Consider the following 17,152-nt stretch of genomic DNA (forward strand, 5'->3'; position numbering starts at 1 on the left):
GGGGGGGGGGGGGGGGGCGGCCCCGCCCCCCCCCCCGCACGCCCCGCTCAGAACGGCACGGTCAACTGCGCCTGCACGTGCGCTTCCAGGACACCGGCCATGTCGGTCGCGCCGCCGCTCAGCAGCCACTGGGTCTGCAGACCGTCCATCAGTGCGATCAGCTGCTGGGCCGCCTCACCGGGGTCGATGTCCTCGCGCAGCACGCCCTTCTCGCGTGCCTCGGTGTAGGAGACGGCCGTGGTCAGCACCGAGGCGCGGTACCTCTCGACGAAGTAGGCGTGGGCCGGGTGGTCGGCGGATGTGGCCTCGGCGGACAGGACGCAGAACAGCTCGACGATGCCGCGCCGCCGCGCGTTGAGTGCCGCGAGGGCGACCAGACGGCGCAGCCGGTCGACGCCGGTGGGGCGGCCCGCCTCCAGCCACTGGCCGTCCACGGCGTCGCGGTGTTCCAGGACCGCGAGCAGCAGGGACTCCTTGGTCGGGAAGTGGTGCAGCAGTCCGGGATGCGAAATGCCGCAGCGGGTGGCGATCACCCGCAGCGAGGCACCCCGGTAGCCGGCCTCGCCGAACATGGCCATGGCCTGATCGAGGATCTCCTCGCGTTTGGCCCGGCCCTTGGCGTAGCCACGCCGCTCCCCGCCGGTCACTCGCCACGCTCCCCGGTCGTCTCGGCAGGACCCGCTGCGTACGTTTGCATATTACTTACTTACCACTAGGTCGGGATTCGGCGTACGGTGTCACCGAAGCGCGGCCTCCGCTATCGCCCGATGAGATCGCCCGATGAGAACGTCGCCGACGTCGTGAAAGGAACTCCCGTGGGCTCCTCCCTGCCCTATCTCGACCCCCGCCTGTCCGTTCCGGAGCGCGTCGCCGACCTGCTCGGCCGGATGACGCTGCCCGAGAAGGTCGGCCAGATGCTCCAGCTGAACGCCAAGGACGGGGTGCGGCAGCACATCGAGGACATGCACGCGGGGTCGATCCTGCACGCCTCGCCCGAACGCGTCCTGGAAGCCGCCGAGCTGACCCGGCGTACCCGGCTGGGCATCCCGCTCCTGGTCGCCGAGGACTGCATCCACGGGCACTCGTTCTGGGAGGGCGCCACGATCTTCCCCACCCAGCTGGGGATGGCCGCGAGCTGGGACCCGGAGCTGCTGGAGCGTGTGGCGCGGGCGACCGCCGTCGAGGTGGCGGCGACCGGCGTCCACTGGACGTTCTCGCCGGTGCTCTGCATCACGCGGGACCTGCGCTGGGGCCGGGTGAGCGAGACGTTCGGCGAAGACCCGTTCCTCATCGGCGAGCTGGCGTCGGCGATGGTGCGCGGGTACCAGGGCGAGGGGCTCGACGACCCGACCGCGATCCTCGCGTGCGCCAAGCACTTCGCGGGCTACTCCGAGACCCAGGGCGGGCGGGACGCGAGCGAGGCCGACATCTCGCGGCGCAAGCTGCGTTCGTGGTTCCTGCCGCCGTTCGAGCGGGTCGCCGAGGAGGGCTGCCGTACGTTCATGCTCGGCTACCAGTCCATGGACGGCGTCCCCATCACCGTCAACGACTGGCTGCTGGGCGAGGTGCTGCGCGGCGAGTGGGGTTACACCGGGACCCTGGTGACCGACTGGGACAACGTCGGTCGCATGGTGTGGGAGCAGAAGGTGTACGCCGACCACGCGCAGGCGGCGGCCGCCGCGGTCCGGGCGGGCAACGACATGGTGATGACGACGCCCGACTTCTTCGAGGGCGCGCAGCAGGCGGTCGCGGCGGGGCGGCTCGACGAGGCCGACATCGACGCGGCGGTCGCGCGCATCCTCACGCTCAAGTTCGAGCTGGGTCTGTTCGAGAACCCGCGCCACCCGGACCGGGCCCGGCAGGAGGCGGTCATCGGCAGTGCCGGGCACGCCGAGCTGAACCTTGAGGTGGCCCGCCGCTCGCTGGTGCTGCTGACCAACGACGGCACCCTGCCGCTGGACGGCGGTTTCGCGGCCGGGGCGGACGGGCGCGCGATCGCGGACGCCGGCGCCGCACCTCGTACGGTGGCCGTGATCGGCCCCAACGCGGACGACGCGCAGACCCAGCTCGGGGACTGGGCGGGTTCCTCCGGCCAGGCGGACTGGCTGCCGGACGGCCATCCGCGCGCCATGATCCGTACGGTGCTCGACGGCTTCCGGGAGCACGTGCCCGCAGGCTGGTCCGTCACCCACGCGCGGGGCGCCGAGATCCTGACGGTGGGTCCGGACCCGGAGGGCGCCTTCTTCCCGGACGGGCAGCCGCGCCCCGAGATCGTCGTCCCGGCCGAGCCGTCCGAAGCGCTGATCGCGGAGGCGGTCGCCGCGGCGGAGGCCGCCGACCATGTCGTCGCCGTGGTGGGCGACCGCATCGAGCTGATCGGTGAGGGGCGTTCGACCGCGACCCTGGAGCTGATCGGCGGCCAGGTCGCCCTGCTGGACGCGCTGGCCGCGACGGGCAAGCCGTTCACCGTGGTGGTCATCGCCTCCAAGCCGCTGGTGCTGCCGCCGTCCGCGTACCGCGCGGCGGCGATCGTGTACGCGTTCAACCCGGGCATGCAGGGCGGCCGCGCGGTGGCCGAGCTGGTCCTCGGTCTCCTGGAGCCGTCCGGGCGGCTGCCCGTGTCCTTCGCGCGCCACGCGGGGCAGCAGCCGACGTACTACAACCAGCTGCGCGGCCAGCACGGCACGAGGTACGCGGACCTGACGCAGCGGCCGGCGTTCGCGTTCGGGGAGGGCCTGAGCTACACGACCGTCGACTACGCGGACCTGGAGGTGCCGGTCGACGTCCTGGGCCCGAACGACACACTGCGGGCGCGCGTCGTGGTCAGCAACACCGGTGAGCGGCCCGCACTGGAGACCGTACAGGTGTACGTGAGCGACTCGGTCACGTCGGTGACGTGGGCGGAGAAGGAGCTGAAGGCGTACCGGCAGGTCCGGCTGGCCCCGGGCGAGTCGCGCGAGGTCGTGGTCGAACTGCCGGTGTCCGTATGCACCTTGGTGGACGCCGGGGGCCGGCGGGTCGTCGAGCCGGGCGCCTTCGAGCTGCTCGTCGGCCCGTCGTCGCGGGACGAGGACCTGCTGAGGGCGGGTTTCACCGTCAAGGGCTGACGTTCGCCGGCGGGCGGCCGGGTGTCAGGGTCCCGGCCGCCCGCTGCCGCGCAGCCGTTCGAGGTCCGAGGGGCGGACCTGGATGACGAACAGGGCGATCAGCGCGGCGGCGACGGCGAAGGCCGCGGCGGCGAGGAAGGCGGTGGAGACGCCGGATGCCAGAACCTGGTCGCCCCAGGTCCCAGGAAGCTGCCCGGTCCTGCGGAACTGCGCCAGCTGCGCCGGTGTCGCCTCGGCCATGAACCTGGGCACCTGGTCGGCCGCCTCGTTGCGGCTGGCCGTACCGAAGACCGTGACGAGGATCGACAGGCCGAGCGATCCGCCCACCTGCTGGGTGGTGTTGAGGATGCCGGAGGCCGCGCCCGACTCGTGGGGCGCGACGCCGGAGAGCGCCATCAGCGTCAACGAGACGAACTGCAGGCCCATGCCGAGGCCGAACACCAGCACAGGCCCCAGGAGACTGCCCAGGTACGTGCTGTGGACATCGGTCCGGGTGAGCCAGCCGAGCCCGACCGCCGCGAGCACCGCTCCCGTGACCATGAACGGCTTGGGACCCCAGCGCGGCAGCAGCCGGGAGGCCAGTGCGGCACCGATGGCGATGATGACGCTGACCGGCAGGAAGGCGAGCCCTGTCCGCAAGGGGCTGAAGCCCAGGATGTTCTGCACGAACAGGGTCAGGAAGAAGAACATCCCGAACATCGCCGCCGCGAGGCTCAGCATCATCCCGTAGGTGCCCGCGCGGTTGCGGTCGCGGAACATCCACAGCGGGGTGACGGGCTGCCGGGACCGGTTCTCGATGGCGATGAACAGGCCGAGCAGCACCACCGCCGCGGCGAACGCGGCCAGGGTGAGGGGGTCGCTCCAGCCTTCCTCGGAGGCGCGGATGAAGCCGTAGACCAGGCACACCATGCCCAGCGTCGCGGTGAGGGCGCCGAGGACGTCGAAGTGCCCCGGCCGGCGCTCGGACTCCTGGATATAGCGGCGGGCCGCCACCACGATCAGCACGCCGATCGGCACATTGACGAAGAAGATCCACCGCCAGTCCAGCCATTCCACGAGCAGACCGCCCGCGAGCAGCCCGATGGCACTGCCGCCCGCGGAGACGGCCGCGAACACACCGAAGGCCCTGTTGCGTTCGGGGCCTTCGCGGAACGTGGTCGTGATGAGCGAGAGCGCGGTGGGCGAGGCGATCGCGCCGCCGACGCCCTGCAGGGCACGGGCGGCGAGCAACTGCCAGGACTCCTGGGCGAGACCGCCGAGCAGGGAGGCGAAGACGAAGAGGGCGACGCCGCTCATGAAGACTCTGCGCCGCCCGAGGATGTCACCGAGCCGCCCGCCCAGCAGCAGCAGACCGCCGAAGGTCAGGGTGTAGGCGTTGATCACCCAGGACAGGCTCTCGGTGGAGAAACCCAGCGAGGTCTGGATGTGCGGGAGCGCGATGTTCACGATGGTGATGTCGAGGACCACCATCAGCTGGCACGAGCAGATGACGAGCAGGGCGATCCCGCCGCCTCGCCCCTTCCGAGGGGTTTCGGTGGCCTGCGGGGAAGTCGCGCGGGAGCCAGTCATCGGTTCATCGGCCGCTCGTGTCGTCAGTGAACACGATCGTTCACCCCCCCGACGTTAGACCTGCCCACGGGCCGTCGCCAATCGATCTCCGGGCACGGCGGACGGCCCCCGGTGCCGGCGGTCCCCGGACCGCCGGCACCGGCGCGGACTCACTCGAACGCTGCCGCCGCCTCCCTCAGCGCCGCCGCCACGGCCTCCGGGGAGTCGGGTCCCGGCTCACCCGGGGTATAGGTCACCGACCGCAGCCGGCCCCGGAAGCGGAAGGAGCGGTGGCGCTCGAACAGCGGCCAGGAGACGGGTGACTTGCGGTCGACGCCGACGCTGATGCCCTGGAACGGCGCCATGCCGATGAGCTGGTGCACACTGGGCATAGCCGCCCGGACCTCGCCGTCGACGGCGACCGTGAAGCCCCAGCGCAGCCCCTGCTGCGCCGTGGCCGCGAGCCGGACGAGGTGCTCACCGGGCGCGAGCGGCCCGGCGTCGGCCTCGTGGAGCACGCCGTACTCGTTGTACGCGAAACGCAGGCGGCCGCCCTCCACGTACAGGCTGTAGCCGCCACCCTGGTCGCCGTGCGAGACGAGCACCCCCTCCCCCGGCTCCTCGATGGCGACGGTGACCTCGAAGGAGCGAAGGGAGACCAGCCGCGAGGAGCGGTAGCGTTCCAGCTCCGGGGTGCCCGGCAGCAGGGTCAGGGGAAGCGACAGCCGGCGTTCGGCCGGGTTGCGCCGGGCGAGGGCACCGCTGCCGTCGGGGAGCGGGAAGACCCCGTTGCGCCAGGCGGCCTTCTCCCAGGCCGCCGAGAGTTCCTTGACCAGGCCGGGGTGTTCGTCGGCCAGGTCGTGGATCTCGGTCGGGTCGGTCCTGATGTCGTACAGCGCCCACTCGGAGTCGTCGTACGGCGCGCCGGGACGGTGAAGGGTGACGAGTTTGCGACCCTCCCGGTAGTAGCTGCGGTTGCCGGTCATCTCGCAGTACTGCTCGGGGTGGGTGGAGAGGTGTTCCGGATCGGCCAGCACCGGGGCGAGGCTGACGCCGTCCGGTTCCTGGAGCAGGACACCGCGCCGGCGCTCGGGCCGCTCCGGACCGGCGAGTTCGAGCAGGGTCGGGGCGATGTCGGTGACGTACTGGTACTGCGGGCGCACCCCCGGGGTGAGCCGGCCCTCCCGGACTCCCCTCGGCCAGGACAGGACGAAGGGAACGCGCACCCCGCCCGCGTAAGTGTGACCCTTGTAGAGGCGGAAGGGGGTGTTGGAGGCCATGCCCCAGCCGCGCGGGTAGTGCACCAGGCTGCGCGGGCCGCCGATGAGCTCGGGGTCGCGGTCGACGTCGGGGGTCCAGTCACCGGGCAGGGCCGGGTGGTGGACGAACCGGCTGAAGTAGGAGCGGGTGCCTTCGGCGCCGCCTTCACCGGTGCCTCCGTTGTCGGAGGTGAAGACGATGACGGTGTTGTCGAGTTCACCGAGGGCTTCGAGGGTGGCGGTGAGCCGGCCGAGGTTCTGGTCGATGTTGTCGACGAGCGCCGCGTACACCTCCATGTAGCGGGCGTACAGCCGTTGTTGCTCCTCGGTGAGGCTGTCCCAGGCCGGTACGTCGAGCCCGGCCTCGCTGTTGCGTTCGGGGAGTTTGGTGCCGGGCGGGAAGAGGCCGTCGGTGAGCTGGGCTGCGAAGCGGCGCTCGCGCAGGACGTCCCAGCCCTCGTCGTAGCGTCCCCGGTGGCGGGCGATGTCCTCCTTCTTGGCCTGGAGGGGGCCGTGGACGGCGTTGTGCGCGAGGTAGAGGAAGAAGGGTTTGTCCGGGTCGTGGGCGCGCAGCGACTTCACCATGGAGATCGCCTGGTCGGTGATGTCGTCGGTGTAGTAGTAGTCGTCGGGGAACTCGTCGATGTCCAGCGGGCTGTTGTCGCGGACGAGCTGGTGCGGGTGGAAGAGGCTGGTGAGGCCTTCCAGGACGCCGTAGTACTGGTCGAAGCCCTTGCTCAGCGGCCAGTTGGCGCGGTCGTCGGCGGCGTTGGACGCGGAGTCGCGGACCAGGTGCCATTTGCCGACGGCGTAGGTGGCGTAGCCGGAGTCGTGGAGGAGTTCGGCGAGGGTGGGGATGTCGTCGGCGATCTCCATGCCGTAACCGGGGAAGCCGGGGTCGGAGTTGGCGACCATGGCGTAGCCGACGCGGTGGGGGTTGAGGCCGGTGAGGAGGGCGGCGCGGGCCGGTGAGCACAGCGGCATGGTGTGGTAGTTGCTCAGGCGTACGCCGTCCTCGGCCAGGCCGTCGAGGACGGGTGTGGGGATCTCGGAGCCGAAGGGGCCGATGTCGCTGTAGCCCATGTCGTCGACGAGGACGACGACGATGTTGGGGGCCCTCTCGCCCGGGGTGCGGGGCGCCGGCCAGGCCGGCTCGGAGGCGGCGAAGGTGCGGCCGATCCGGCCGGGGAAGCCGTCGTAGGGGTCGCGGCGGGTGCTGGTGGTCATCGGCGGGAGGCTCCGTCACGGGTCGGGGCGGGTGGCTGCACGGGGCGGGCGGTCATGCGAGGGCGCCCGTCCTCTCGGCTCGCTCGGCCCGGGCCGCCGGGGGGACGGGCTCGGGTACGGCGGCGAGCAGGGCGCGGGTGTACAGGTCGCGGGGGTGCTCGCAGACCTCGTCGGCGGTGCCGGTCTCCACGATCCGGCCCCGGTGCATGACGGCGATGCGGTGGCTGACCTGCCGGACGACCGCGAGGTCGTGGGCGATGAAGACGAGGGACAGGCCCAGGTCGCGCTGGAGGTCGGTGAGCAGGCCGGTGATCTGGGCCTGGACGGACACGTCGAGCGCGGAGACGGGTTCGTCGCAGATGAGGACGGAGGGCGCGGGGGCGAGCGCGCGGGCGATGCCGATGCGCTGGCGCTGGCCGCCGGAGAAGGAGCGCGGGTGGCGCCCGGCCACGGCGGGGTCCAGGCCCGCCAGTTCCAGGAGTTCCGCCACCCGCGCCCGGCGTGCGGCGCGGTCACCGATGCCGAACGCGATGAGGGGTTCGGCGACGATCTCGCCCACCGTCATGCGGGGGTTGAGCGAGGCGTAGGGGTCCTGGAACACCATCTGGACCTGGCGGCGCACCGCGTGCAGCGCCCGGCGCGAGGGCCGGCTGACGTCCTCGCCGCGCAGCCGCAGGGTGCCGCCGTCGGCGGTGTGGGCGTGGGCGAGGACCCGGGCCAGGGTGGACTTGCCGGAGCCGGACTCGCCGACGATGCCCAGGGTCTCGCCCTCCGCGAGGGTCAGCGACACCCCGTCGAGCGCGGCCACCCCGCGCTTGCGGGCGCCGCGTCCCCCGTACGTCTTGGTCAGGCCGGCCGCCTCCAGGACGACCGCGCCGGGGGCCGGGCGGTCGATGCGGGCGGGCGGGGCAGGGGCGGGCAGGGGTTCGGTGCGTCCGGCGGCGGGAAGGCAGGCCACCCGTACGTCGCCGGCCACCCGGGCGAGCGGCGGGGTGGCGGTGCGGCAGCGGTCCTCGACGAGGGTGCAGCGGTCGGCGAAGGCGCAGCCCTCACCGAGGAGGGTGAGGTCGGGCGGGCTGCCGGGGATGCCGGTGAGGCGGGTCCCGGACGGGGTGGCGAGGCGCGGCACGGCGGCCAGGAGCCCGGCGGTGTAAGGGTGGCGGGGGCGGGCGAGCACTTCGGCGGTGGGCCCGTCCTCGACGACGGTGCCGCCGTACATGACGAGGACCCGTTCGCAGGCACGGGCGACGACACCCATGTTGTGCGTGATGAGGACGAGGGCGGTGCCCATCTCGCGGTTGAGGTCGCCGAGCAGGGTGAGGATCTGGGCCTGGACGGTGGCGTCGAGCGCGGTGGTCGGCTCGTCGGCGAGGAGGATGTCCGGTTCGCCGGCGAGGGCCATGGCGATGAGGATGCGCTGGCGCTGGCCGCCGGAGAACTGGTGCGGGTAGTCGTCGGCGCGGCGGTGCGGCTCGGGGATGCCGACGCGGTCCAGGAGTTCGACGGTACGGGTGCGGCGTGCGGCCTTGTCGCGGTTGCCGTGGGCGCGCAGGACCTCGTCGATGTGCCGGCCCGCCGTGAGGACGGGGTTGAGGGCGGTCATCGGGTCCTGGAAGATCATGCCGATGCGGGCGCCGCGCACCGCCCGCAGTTCCGCGTCGCCGGCGGCGGCCAGGTCCCGGCCCTCCAGCCGGACGGTGCCGGTGGTGATGCGACCGGTGCCGGGCAGCATCCGGGTCAGGGCGAGTGCGGTGGTGGACTTGCCGGACCCGGACTCGCCGACGACGGCCAGGGTCTCGCCCCGGCGCAGGGTGAAGGAGACCCCGCGCACGGCCCGCAGCGGTGATCCGTCGGGGGCGGTGAACTCGACGCCGAGGTCGCGGACCTCCAGCAGTTCCTGGGTGGTCATCGGCGTATCTCCCGGTTGAGCGCCTCGGCGATGAGCGAGAGTCCGAGGACGAGCGCGGTCACGGTGATCAGGGGGCCCGCGGCGAAGTGCGGGGCCTGGGCGAGGTAGGGCATGGACTGGCTGAGTACGGCTCCGAGCGTGGGCTGCGGCGGCCGGACGCCGACGCCGAGGAAGCTCATCGCGCCCTCGATGAAGACGGCGACGGTCAGCGAGACGGCGATCTGCACGACGAGCGGGTCGGCCGCGTTGGGCAGGATGTGCCGGACCAGCACCCGGCGGCCCGAACCGCCGCTGACCCGGGCGGCGGTGACGTACTCGCGTTCCCGCTGCACCAGGACGCCGCCGCGCAGCAGCCGGCCGAACACCGGGACCTCGGCGAGGGCGATGACGAGGACGACGGGGATGCGTCCCGGGCCGAGGATCGCGGTGACGGCGAGCGCCAGGATCAGGCCGGGGAACGCGAGGAGCAGGTCGAAGACGCGCTGGACGACGGTGTCGGCCACCGGGTGGGCGGCGGCGGCCAGGGCGAGCAGGCAGCCGAGTACGGCGCCGGCGGGCACCGCGATCGTGATGATGCCGAGGTCGGTGCGGATGCCGTACAGCACCCGGCTGAGCAGGTCGCGGCCGAGGTCGTCGGTGCCCAGGAGGTGCCCGGGCGCGCCGAGTCCGGCGAGGCTCTGGCCGCTCTGGTCGGTGGGCCCGTGTCCGGCGAGCAGCGGTGCGAGGAGCCCGGCGAGGACCACGGCGCCGACGAGGACGAGGCCGGTGCGGGCGCGGGCGGTGGACAGGGCGGTGCGGTAGGGGTGGCGGGGGCGGGCCGTGCCGCGCGGTTTGCGGGCGGCCGGGGGCGGCGCGGCGGTGAGGAGGTCGGTCGTCTGGTTCATCAGGGTTACTCCCACCTGATCCGGGGGTCGAGCCAGGCGTACACGAGGTCGGTGAGCAGCTGGACGAGGACGAAGACGGCGACCAGGAGCAGCAGCAGGTCCTGGACGACCGGGTAGTCGCGGCGCTGGAGGGCCTGTTCGGCGAGCTGTCCGAGGCCGGGCCAGGCGAAGATCGCCTCGACGAGGACCGCCCCGCCGAGGAGGTTGCCGACCTGCATGCCGAGGAGGGTGACGACGGGCGGGAGGGCGTTGGGCAGGGTGTGGCGCCACAGCAGGCGGCGCGGGGGTATCCCGGCGGCGGTGGCGGTACGGATGCAGTCCTCGGCGAGCCCGCGTTCGATGCCGTCCTTGAGGTAGCGGCCGAGCACGGCGGCGCCGGGCAGGGCCAGGCAGAGCGCCGGCAGCACCAGGTACTGGGCGGCGAGGTCGGGGGCCGTCAGGAAGGCGACCCGGCCGCCGGGCGGCAGCACCGGGAGGACGACGGCGAAGACCAGGACGAGCAGGACGCCGCTGACGAACGGCGGCACGGCCAGGGCGGCGGTGGTGATCACACGGACGGCGGCGGTAAGCCACCGGTTGCGCGAGGTGGCCCCGAGCACGCCGAAGGCCGTACCGAGCACGACCACGAACAGGAGTGCGGCGAGGGTGAGTTCGGCGGTGGCGCCGAGCCCGTCACCGATGAGGTCGGCGGTCTGCCCGCCGATCGCGTACGAGGGTCCGAGGTCCCCCTTCAGCAGCGAGCCGATCCAGTGGGCGTACTGGGAGAGCAGGGGCGCGTCGAGGCCGAGCCGTTCGCGGATCGCGGCGACGGTCGCCGCGTCCGCGTCGGGGCCGGCGAGCGCGGTGGCGGGGTCGCCGGGGACCAGCCGGAGGATCGTGAAGATCAGGAAGGAGGCGGCGACCAGGACGAGGAGGGCGGACGGCAGCCGCCGGAGCAGGTAGCTGCGCATGTCACACCAGGTAGGCGTTGTCGAGGTTGAGGTAGGAGAACTTGTTGAGCGTCACGCCGTGCAGCCGGGCGGCGGAGACCTGGACCTGTCCGCGCACCACGAGGTCGATGAGGAACGCCTCGTCGAGCAGGATGGAGGAGATCTTTTGGTGCAGGGCGTTGGCGGCGGCCGTGCCGGTCTCCGGCTCGGTCCAGGCCTCCCGCACGACCTTGGTGTAGGCGGCGGAGCGGTACTTGGAGGTGTTCTTCGCCTCGTTGAAGGGGTACGCGCTGACGGCGAGGGTGGAAGGCTGCACCTGGGCGAACCCGTGCCCCAGGGACCACAGGGCCGGCATGCCCTGCGAGATGAGCTTCTTCTGCGCGGTGGCCCCGTCGGTGGGCTGGAGCGTGACGTGGACGCCGACCTGCTTGAGGTCGTACTGGATGGACTCGGCGATCGCCGTCTCGCCGGGCAGCGCGAGGTGCAGCATCGGGAATTCGAGCCTGCTGTGCCCGGCGGACTTCAGGAGTTGCCGGGCCTTCGCGGGGTCATGGGTGTAGTGGGTGCGGTTGGCCTCGGTGAAGGCCGGCGAGGACTTGGGCCAGGGCGCGGCGGAGGCGAGGCCGTACCCGCCGAGGGTCTGGGCGACCAGCCGGTCGCGGTCGACGGCCCACGCGAGTGCCTGGCGGACGGTCCGGTCGTTCAGCGGGGCGACGGTGGTGTTGACGCCGAGGTAGACGGCTCCGGCACCGGTGTCGTAGTCGGTGATGGTGAGGCGGGAGTCGCCCTTGACGACGCCGAGGCTCTTGCCGGGCACGTCGAAGGAGAGCTGGGACTGGCCGGAGCGCAGGGACGAGATCAGCGCGTCGGCCTGGGCTATGACCCGCAGCTCGACCCCGTCGAGGTAGGGGCGGCCGGGCTGCCAGTACGCGTCGTTGCGGGTGAGGCTCAGTCCGGAGCCGGGGCTCCACTTCTTCAGCCTGAAGGGGCCGGTTCCGATGAACTTCTTCCCGGCGACGGCGTCCTCGACGGATTCCGGATCCGCGATGATCATGAACTCGAACAGGTCGAAGAGGTTGTTCACCGGGTGTGCCAGCTTGAGCACCAGTTCATGGTCGCCGCGCTTCTCGAACCCGGTGACCGTGGCCGCCGTGCTGCGCAACTGAGCTGCTCTCACCGGGTTCTGAAGGTTCTTCACGGCGAAGATCACGTCGTCCGCGGTGAACTTGCGGCCGTTGTGGAAGGTGACGTCGTCGCGCAGCCGGAGCGTGATGCTGCGCCCGTCCTCGGCGTACGTCCAGGAGGTGGCGAGTTCGGGTTTCGGGTGGAGGCGGTCGTCGTAGCGGGTGAGGGTGTTGTAGATCAGCCGTTGCTGGAGGGACTGGCCGCTCTGGGAGAACAGCAGGGCGGGCGTGAGGTCGCTGTTGACGGCGACGTTCAGCACGCCGCCGCGCCGGGGTGCGGCGCTCGCGCCCTGCGGGGCGGACGAGGCGTCCGACACCGCCGAGCGGCAGCCCGTGAGCCCCAGGCCGAGGAGCAGCGCGCCGCCGCCTGCGGCGCGCAGCGTGGAGCGCCGGGAGGGACCGGAGGGCGTGAAGGGGTACAGCTCGGTCATCGATGCCTGCCTGTGACGGTGGGAAAAGGGAAGGTGGGGGCACGGCGGAGCACGTACGGGATTCGTTCCGTTGCGGGAGCAATGGAACGACGGGGATGCGCTGCGCGAAGGACACCCCGGTCCCAGGCCGCCGAGACGGCCGTACGGGATCGGCGCGGGGAGGCGTGAGGGGATCCCGCGGCGTGCGGGAGCACGCGAGGCCGTGCGGGAGGGAGGACCCCGGGTCTCAGCGGGTGGTCGCTACCGGTGAGATGTCAGCGGGGCGAGGGGCGCGGGCCTGGCGGCCGCGGTCCGGCTCAGCGGCGGGCGGCACAGACCGCGCTGGCCTGTCGACAGAGGTCGACGTGCCTGCGGGAGACGAGGCGCATGTCCGGGTTCACGGGAGCAATATGGCAGCGGCCTCGGCGGACGGTCAACCTGCGTTGTCCGCATTCTGGTACGGAGCGCTTTCCGCCCCTCCTCGGACGACTACCCGGCCGATACCGCAAGAGGGCTTCTGAACAGGGGATTCAGTGCGACGGCACCGGCCGCGACCGGGAGGACGGCCGTCCCGGCATGCGGACTGACGACGCGTTCGGGGTCCTGGCAGACATGCGAGTGGTCGACCGCGGCGCCCCGGATCTCCTCCAGGTACTCCGGGTTGACCAGGCTGGCGTGTTCGGTGACGACCACCAGGTCCGGGTTGAGGACGTCGAGCAGCAGGGCCGTCGCACGGCCGACCGCGCGGGCCCTTTCGCGCAGCAGCCGGTCGGCACGCCGGTCCCCGGCCGCCGCCGCGTCGACCACCAGGAAGGCGTCGGGCCAGGGCACGATGGAGCGCCGTACGGCGGTCCGCGCCATGGCGGTGTTGGAGACGGTCGCCTCCAGGCAGCCGGAGCGTCCGCAGGGGCAGACCGCCGTGGAGTCGGGCACGGGCAGATGGGCCACGTCCCCGGCGCCGGACCCCGGCCCCTGGTGCACCACCCCGGTGATGCCGAGGGCGGCGTCGACCACGTTGCCGATGAACAGGTGGACCAGGCTGCGCCGGGCCTCGGGCCGGCCGAACAGGATCTCGGACTGGGCGACCGCGCGGGCGTGGTTGTCGACGCGCACCTCGAACCCGCCCAGGCCACGGGCGAGTTCGGCGGCCAGCGGCCGGTCCGACCAGCCGAGCGAGGCGTGCCGCACGGCCGTGCCCGTGCCCGGGTCGACCCAGCCGCCTAGGGCGGCGCCCACCCCGAGCAGCCGCCTGCCGGGCGGGGCGTCGTCCAGGAAGGCGCGCAGCCCCTGGACGATCCTCGACGGCAGGTCCCCGGGGGCGAGGTCCTCGTGCGGGAGGGTGCGCCGGTCGAGGAGCCGGCCACGCAGGTCGAGGAGCCCGAACGTCGAGACGGGTACCCCGATGTGGACCCCGGCGACCAGGGGACCGCTGCTCTCCCCCGTGTGCAGGTCGACCGGGATCTGCGGCCGGCCCACACCGTTGCCGGCGCCCGGTTGGGGCAACTCCCGCACCAGGCCCAGCCGTACGAGGTCGGTGCACTGCCGTGAGACGGCGGCCTGGCTCAGGCCGGAGCGTTCGGCGATCGTCCGGCGGGCGACGGGCCCGTGGTCGAGGACGGTGCGCAGCACGGTGGCGGCGTTGGTCTCGCGCCTTGCGTCACCGGTCGCACGGAAGAGGCGGGGAGCGGCGGTCATGGGGGCCTTCCTTCGGTCCTGCGCCGGCGGGGCGCTCGCAACGTTACGGCGGCGTGAAATCGCACGGGGCCAATGACCCGGCTCGGCGACGACGCCCGGAAACCGCCGGGCCGAAAGGGTGAACTCGCAGGTCGAGCAAGGGATTTCGGCTCTTTTCCGGATGGTCCGCGACCCCGTGCAGGCGCCGATTGAACCACTGCCGCACGCCCTGCGGGGCGCCGGCGGGTGCTTGACGTACACGGCGGGGCGCTGCAAGTCTCCGGGACATGTTCGCGACGGCACTCACCGATGCGCGGCCCGCCCGCGCCGGCCGCCCCGCCCCGCAGCCCGTGTGTCCGGGCCGCTGTACCGCCGCCTGACCTCAGCGGCAGGCCCTGACCCTCACCGGCAGACATCTCACCGCACTCCCCCGCGCTCCCGTTCCGGAAACGGACACCTGCGCACGGTCGCTCCGGGCAACGCCTCTGTCTCCGCCCTGGGCGCGGCCCGCCCGAATTACTTCCTCTCCACAATTAATCAGCTCGCCGCCGGTCACGCCCCGCGTCCGACCGCCGCCGAGCACGTTCGCGAAGGGAATCCCCATGTCCTCCACCACCACCGCTCCCGCCCCCGCCGTCACCGTCCAGCAGCTGGGCGGCCGCATCGGCGCGGTCATCTCCGGTGTCCGGCTCGGCGGCGACCTCGACCCGGAGACGGTCGCCTCCGTCCGCGCCGCGCTCCTCGCCCACAAGGTCGTCTTCTTCCGCGGGCAGGACCACCTGGACGAGGAGAGCCACGAGGCGTTCGGCCGGCTGCTCGGCACGCCGGTCGCCCACCCGACCGTGCCCTCGGCCGACGGGCGCTACTCGCTCGGCATCGACTCCGACCACGGCGGCCGGGCCAACCAGTGGCACACCGATGTCACCTTCGTCCCCGCCTACCCGGCCTTCTCCGTCCTGCGCGCCGTCGTGATCCCCCCGTACGGCGGCAACACCCTGTGGTCCAACACGGCCGCCGCCTACGCGGAGCTGCCCGAGCAGCTGCGCACCCTGGCGGACGGGCTGCGGGCCGTCCACTCCAACGACTACGACTACGTCTCGGTGCGTCCCAACGCCCTGCCGGAGGCACTTCAGCAGTACCGGGAGGTCTTCACGTCGACGAAGTTCCTCACCGAGCACCCGGTGGTCCGCGTCCACCCCGAGACCGGTGAACGCGTCCTGCTGCTGGGCAACTTCGTGCAGCGCATCAGCGGTCTGAACGGCCGCGACTCGCGGGCCCTGGTCGACCTGTTCCAGTCCCACATCGAGCGCCCGGAGAACACCGTGCGCTGGGACTGGCAGGTGGGCGACGTCGCGATCTGGGACAACCGCGCCACCCAGCACTACGGCGTGGACGACTCCGACACCCACGAGCGCAAGCTGCGCCGCGTCACCATCGACGGTGACGTCCCGGTCGGCGTGGACGGCCGCTCCTCCACCCTGATCAGCCCCGAGGCCGTGCCGGACCCGTCCTTCGGCATCGCGTCGGGTGCCTCCACCACCGAGGCGCCGGCCGCGTGAGCGAGTACTCCACCACCCCGGCGGGCGGTGCCTCGGCGCCGCCCGCCGGGGCGCGTCCCCAGGTGATCGTCGTCCTCACCGACCAGCAGCGCTGGGACACGGCCGGGGTGCACGGCAACCGGGCCGGTGTGACGCCCGAGTTCGACCGGATCGCCCGCGAGGGCACCCTGTTCGAACAGGCCGTCACCGCCAACCCGGTCTGCGCGCCCGCCCGTTCGGCACTGCAGACCGGGCGGTACCCGACCGCGACCGGTGTCTTCCGCAACGGGCTGCCACTGCCCGGCGACATCCCCACGCTCGCCGGGGAGTTCGCGGCGGCCGGGTACGCCACCGGCTACATCGGGAAGTGGCACCTGGCCGGAGAGGACCACCCCGACGGCCCCGTCCCGCCCGGTCTTCGGGGCGGCTACGGCACCTGGCTCGCCTCGGACCGGCTCGAATTCACCTCGGACGCCTACCGCACGGTGGTGTACGACGAGGACGGGGAGCCGGTCCGGCTGCCCGGCTACCGGTCGGACGCGCTGATCGACGCGGCGATCCGCTTCGTCGCCGACCACCACGACCGCCCCTACCTCCTCTTCGTCTCCCTCCTGGAGCCGCACCACCAGAACCCCACTGACGACTACCCGGCGCCGGCGGGCTACCGCGAGCGGTACGAGGGCGCCTGGCTGCCGCCGGACCTGGCGGCGCTCGCTCCGGGGGCCGCGCAGGGCGGCGCCCACCGCCATCTGGGCGGGTACCTCGGACAGATCAAGCGGGTCGACGAGGGCGTGGGCCGGCTCCGCGACGCCCTGCGCGGCCTGGGCACCGCGGAGAACACGGTCCTGGCGTGGACGGCGGACCACGGCTCCCACTTCCGTACCCGCAACAGCGAGTACAAGCGGTCGGCCCACGAGGCCTCGGTCCGGGTCCCCTTCGCGATCACCGGCCCCGGCTTCACCGGCGGCGGTCTCGTCCGGCGGCCCGTCGGCACGCTGGACCTGATGCCGACGCTGCTGGCGGCCGCCGGCCTCCCGGTCCCGCCGGGTGTGCAGGGGCGCTCACTGCTGCCGCTGACCGGCGGCGGCCGCGATCCCGGCAGGCAGGATTCCGCTTTCGTCCAGATCAGCGAGGACCGGGTGGGGCGAGCGGTGCGCACCTCGCGGTGGAAGTACGCCGTGGAGGCGCGGGGCGCGGACGCCTGGAACGAACCGGACGCCGATCACTACACGGAGACGGAGCTGTACGACCTGGCGGCCGACCCGTACGAGCTGGACAATCTCGCCGGGCTGGAGTCGCACCGCGCGGTCGCCGACGAGCTGCGCCGGGAGCTGCTGGGCTGGCTGGAGAGAATCGAGGGCGCGAAGCCCGTCGTCGAGCGCGCCGCGGCCCGCGCGGCCGGGCAGCGGCGCGCGGAGTCCTTCCCGGCCGGAGCACCGTGGGAGGGGGTCCGGTTCGGCCATCGCCCCCGCCCGTGACCTGC

Annotated in this window: 12 protein-coding genes; 3 read left to right on the plus strand and 9 right to left on the minus strand. The window is 72.7% G+C overall.

The features are described 5' to 3' along the window. Positions 1 to 47: 47 nt before the first annotated feature. Positions 48 to 647 (minus strand): TetR/AcrR family transcriptional regulator, encoded by a 600-nt coding sequence (locus ABZ564_RS30070; RefSeq protein ID WP_360862286.1) that lies wholly within the window; start codon positions 645 to 647, stop codon positions 48 to 50. Between the two features lie 168 nt (positions 648 to 815). Here ABZ564_RS30070 and ABZ564_RS30075 point away from each other — a divergent pair, with 168 nt between their 5' ends. Beyond that, positions 816 to 3,107 carry a glycoside hydrolase family 3 N-terminal domain-containing protein gene (locus ABZ564_RS30075; RefSeq protein ID WP_360862326.1) on the plus strand — a complete coding sequence of 764 codons (2,292 nt, stop codon included), beginning with the start codon at positions 816 to 818 and terminating at the stop codon, positions 3,105 to 3,107. A 24-nt stretch (positions 3,108 to 3,131) separates the two neighbouring features. On the opposite strand, the gene ABZ564_RS30080 is transcribed toward ABZ564_RS30075, so the two are convergent. The 8 genes from ABZ564_RS30080 to ABZ564_RS30115 form a co-directional block, all read right to left on the minus strand. Then, positions 3,132 to 4,676: an MFS transporter gene (locus ABZ564_RS30080; RefSeq protein ID WP_360862288.1), complete on the minus strand. Its 1,545-nt coding sequence runs from the start codon at positions 4,674 to 4,676 to the stop codon at positions 3,132 to 3,134. Positions 4,677 to 4,825: 149 nt separating this feature from the next. After that, on the minus strand, positions 4,826 to 7,141 hold the full coding sequence (locus ABZ564_RS30085) for an arylsulfatase (protein ID WP_360862290.1): 2,316 nt from the start codon (positions 7,139 to 7,141) through the stop codon (positions 4,826 to 4,828). 52 nt (positions 7,142 to 7,193) lie between these two features. Continuing rightward, a complete protein-coding gene (locus ABZ564_RS30090; RefSeq protein WP_360862291.1) occupies positions 7,194 to 9,050 on the minus strand; it encodes an ABC transporter ATP-binding protein in 1,857 nt (618 codons plus the stop codon). After that, complete coding sequence (locus tag ABZ564_RS30095) at positions 9,047 to 9,934, minus strand: ABC transporter permease (protein ID WP_360862293.1); 888 nt, start codon at positions 9,932 to 9,934, stop codon at positions 9,047 to 9,049. Before ABZ564_RS30095 ends, ABZ564_RS30090 begins: the two co-directional genes overlap by 4 nt. Positions 9,935 to 9,939: 5 nt before the next feature. After that, positions 9,940 to 10,884, minus strand: a complete 945-nt coding sequence (locus ABZ564_RS30100; RefSeq protein WP_360862295.1) for an ABC transporter permease — start codon at positions 10,882 to 10,884, stop codon at positions 9,940 to 9,942. 1 nt (position 10,885) lies between these two features. After that, positions 10,886 to 12,478 (minus strand): ABC transporter substrate-binding protein, encoded by a 1,593-nt coding sequence (locus tag ABZ564_RS30105; protein ID WP_360862297.1) that lies wholly within the window; start codon positions 12,476 to 12,478, stop codon positions 10,886 to 10,888. Between the two features lie 296 nt (positions 12,479 to 12,774). Continuing rightward, on the minus strand, positions 12,775 to 12,846 hold the full coding sequence (locus ABZ564_RS30110; RefSeq protein ID WP_360862327.1) for a putative leader peptide: 72 nt from the start codon (positions 12,844 to 12,846) through the stop codon (positions 12,775 to 12,777). A 100-nt stretch (positions 12,847 to 12,946) separates the two neighbouring features. Beyond that, the gene (locus ABZ564_RS30115; protein WP_360862299.1) at positions 12,947 to 14,152 is read right to left on the minus strand and encodes an ROK family transcriptional regulator; all 1,206 of its coding nucleotides are present in this window, start codon (positions 14,150 to 14,152) and stop codon (positions 12,947 to 12,949) included. 581 nt (positions 14,153 to 14,733) lie between these two features. Between ABZ564_RS30115 and ABZ564_RS30120 the strand changes: the two genes are divergently transcribed. After that, positions 14,734 to 15,690, plus strand: a complete 957-nt coding sequence (locus tag ABZ564_RS30120; protein ID WP_360862301.1) for a TauD/TfdA family dioxygenase — start codon at positions 14,734 to 14,736, stop codon at positions 15,688 to 15,690. Next, on the plus strand, positions 15,687 to 17,147 hold the full coding sequence (locus tag ABZ564_RS30125) for a sulfatase-like hydrolase/transferase (RefSeq protein WP_360862303.1): 1,461 nt from the start codon (positions 15,687 to 15,689) through the stop codon (positions 17,145 to 17,147). Before ABZ564_RS30120 ends, ABZ564_RS30125 begins: the two co-directional genes overlap by 4 nt. The last annotated feature ends 5 nt before the right edge of the window (positions 17,148 to 17,152 follow it).

This window comes from Streptomyces sp. NPDC019224 (assembly GCF_040632605.1).
In the GTDB taxonomy this organism is placed as follows: Bacteria; Actinomycetota; Actinomycetes; order Streptomycetales; family Streptomycetaceae; genus Streptomyces.

What these genes read in the sequence shown, in the direction of transcription:
- ABZ564_RS30080 (WP_360862288.1), bottom strand. Translation starts at nt 4,676, where the DNA reads ATGACTGGCTCCCGCGCGACTTCCCCGCAGGCCACCGAAACCCCTCGG.
- ABZ564_RS30085 (WP_360862290.1), bottom strand. Translation starts at nt 7,141, where the DNA reads ATGACCACCAGCACCCGCCGCGACCCCTACGACGGCTTCCCCGGCCGG.
- ABZ564_RS30090 (WP_360862291.1), bottom strand. Translation starts at nt 9,050, where the DNA reads ATGACCACCCAGGAACTGCTGGAGGTCCGCGACCTCGGCGTCGAGTTC.
- ABZ564_RS30095 (WP_360862293.1), bottom strand. Translation starts at nt 9,934, where the DNA reads ATGAACCAGACGACCGACCTCCTCACCGCCGCGCCGCCCCCGGCCGCC.
- ABZ564_RS30100 (WP_360862295.1), bottom strand. Translation starts at nt 10,884, where the DNA reads ATGCGCAGCTACCTGCTCCGGCGGCTGCCGTCCGCCCTCCTCGTCCTG.
- ABZ564_RS30105 (WP_360862297.1), bottom strand. Translation starts at nt 12,478, where the DNA reads ATGACCGAGCTGTACCCCTTCACGCCCTCCGGTCCCTCCCGGCGCTCC.
- ABZ564_RS30115 (WP_360862299.1), bottom strand. Translation starts at nt 14,152, where the DNA reads ATGACCGCCGCTCCCCGCCTCTTCCGTGCGACCGGTGACGCAAGGCGC.
- ABZ564_RS30120 (WP_360862301.1), top strand. Translation starts at nt 14,734, where the DNA reads ATGTCCTCCACCACCACCGCTCCCGCCCCCGCCGTCACCGTCCAGCAG.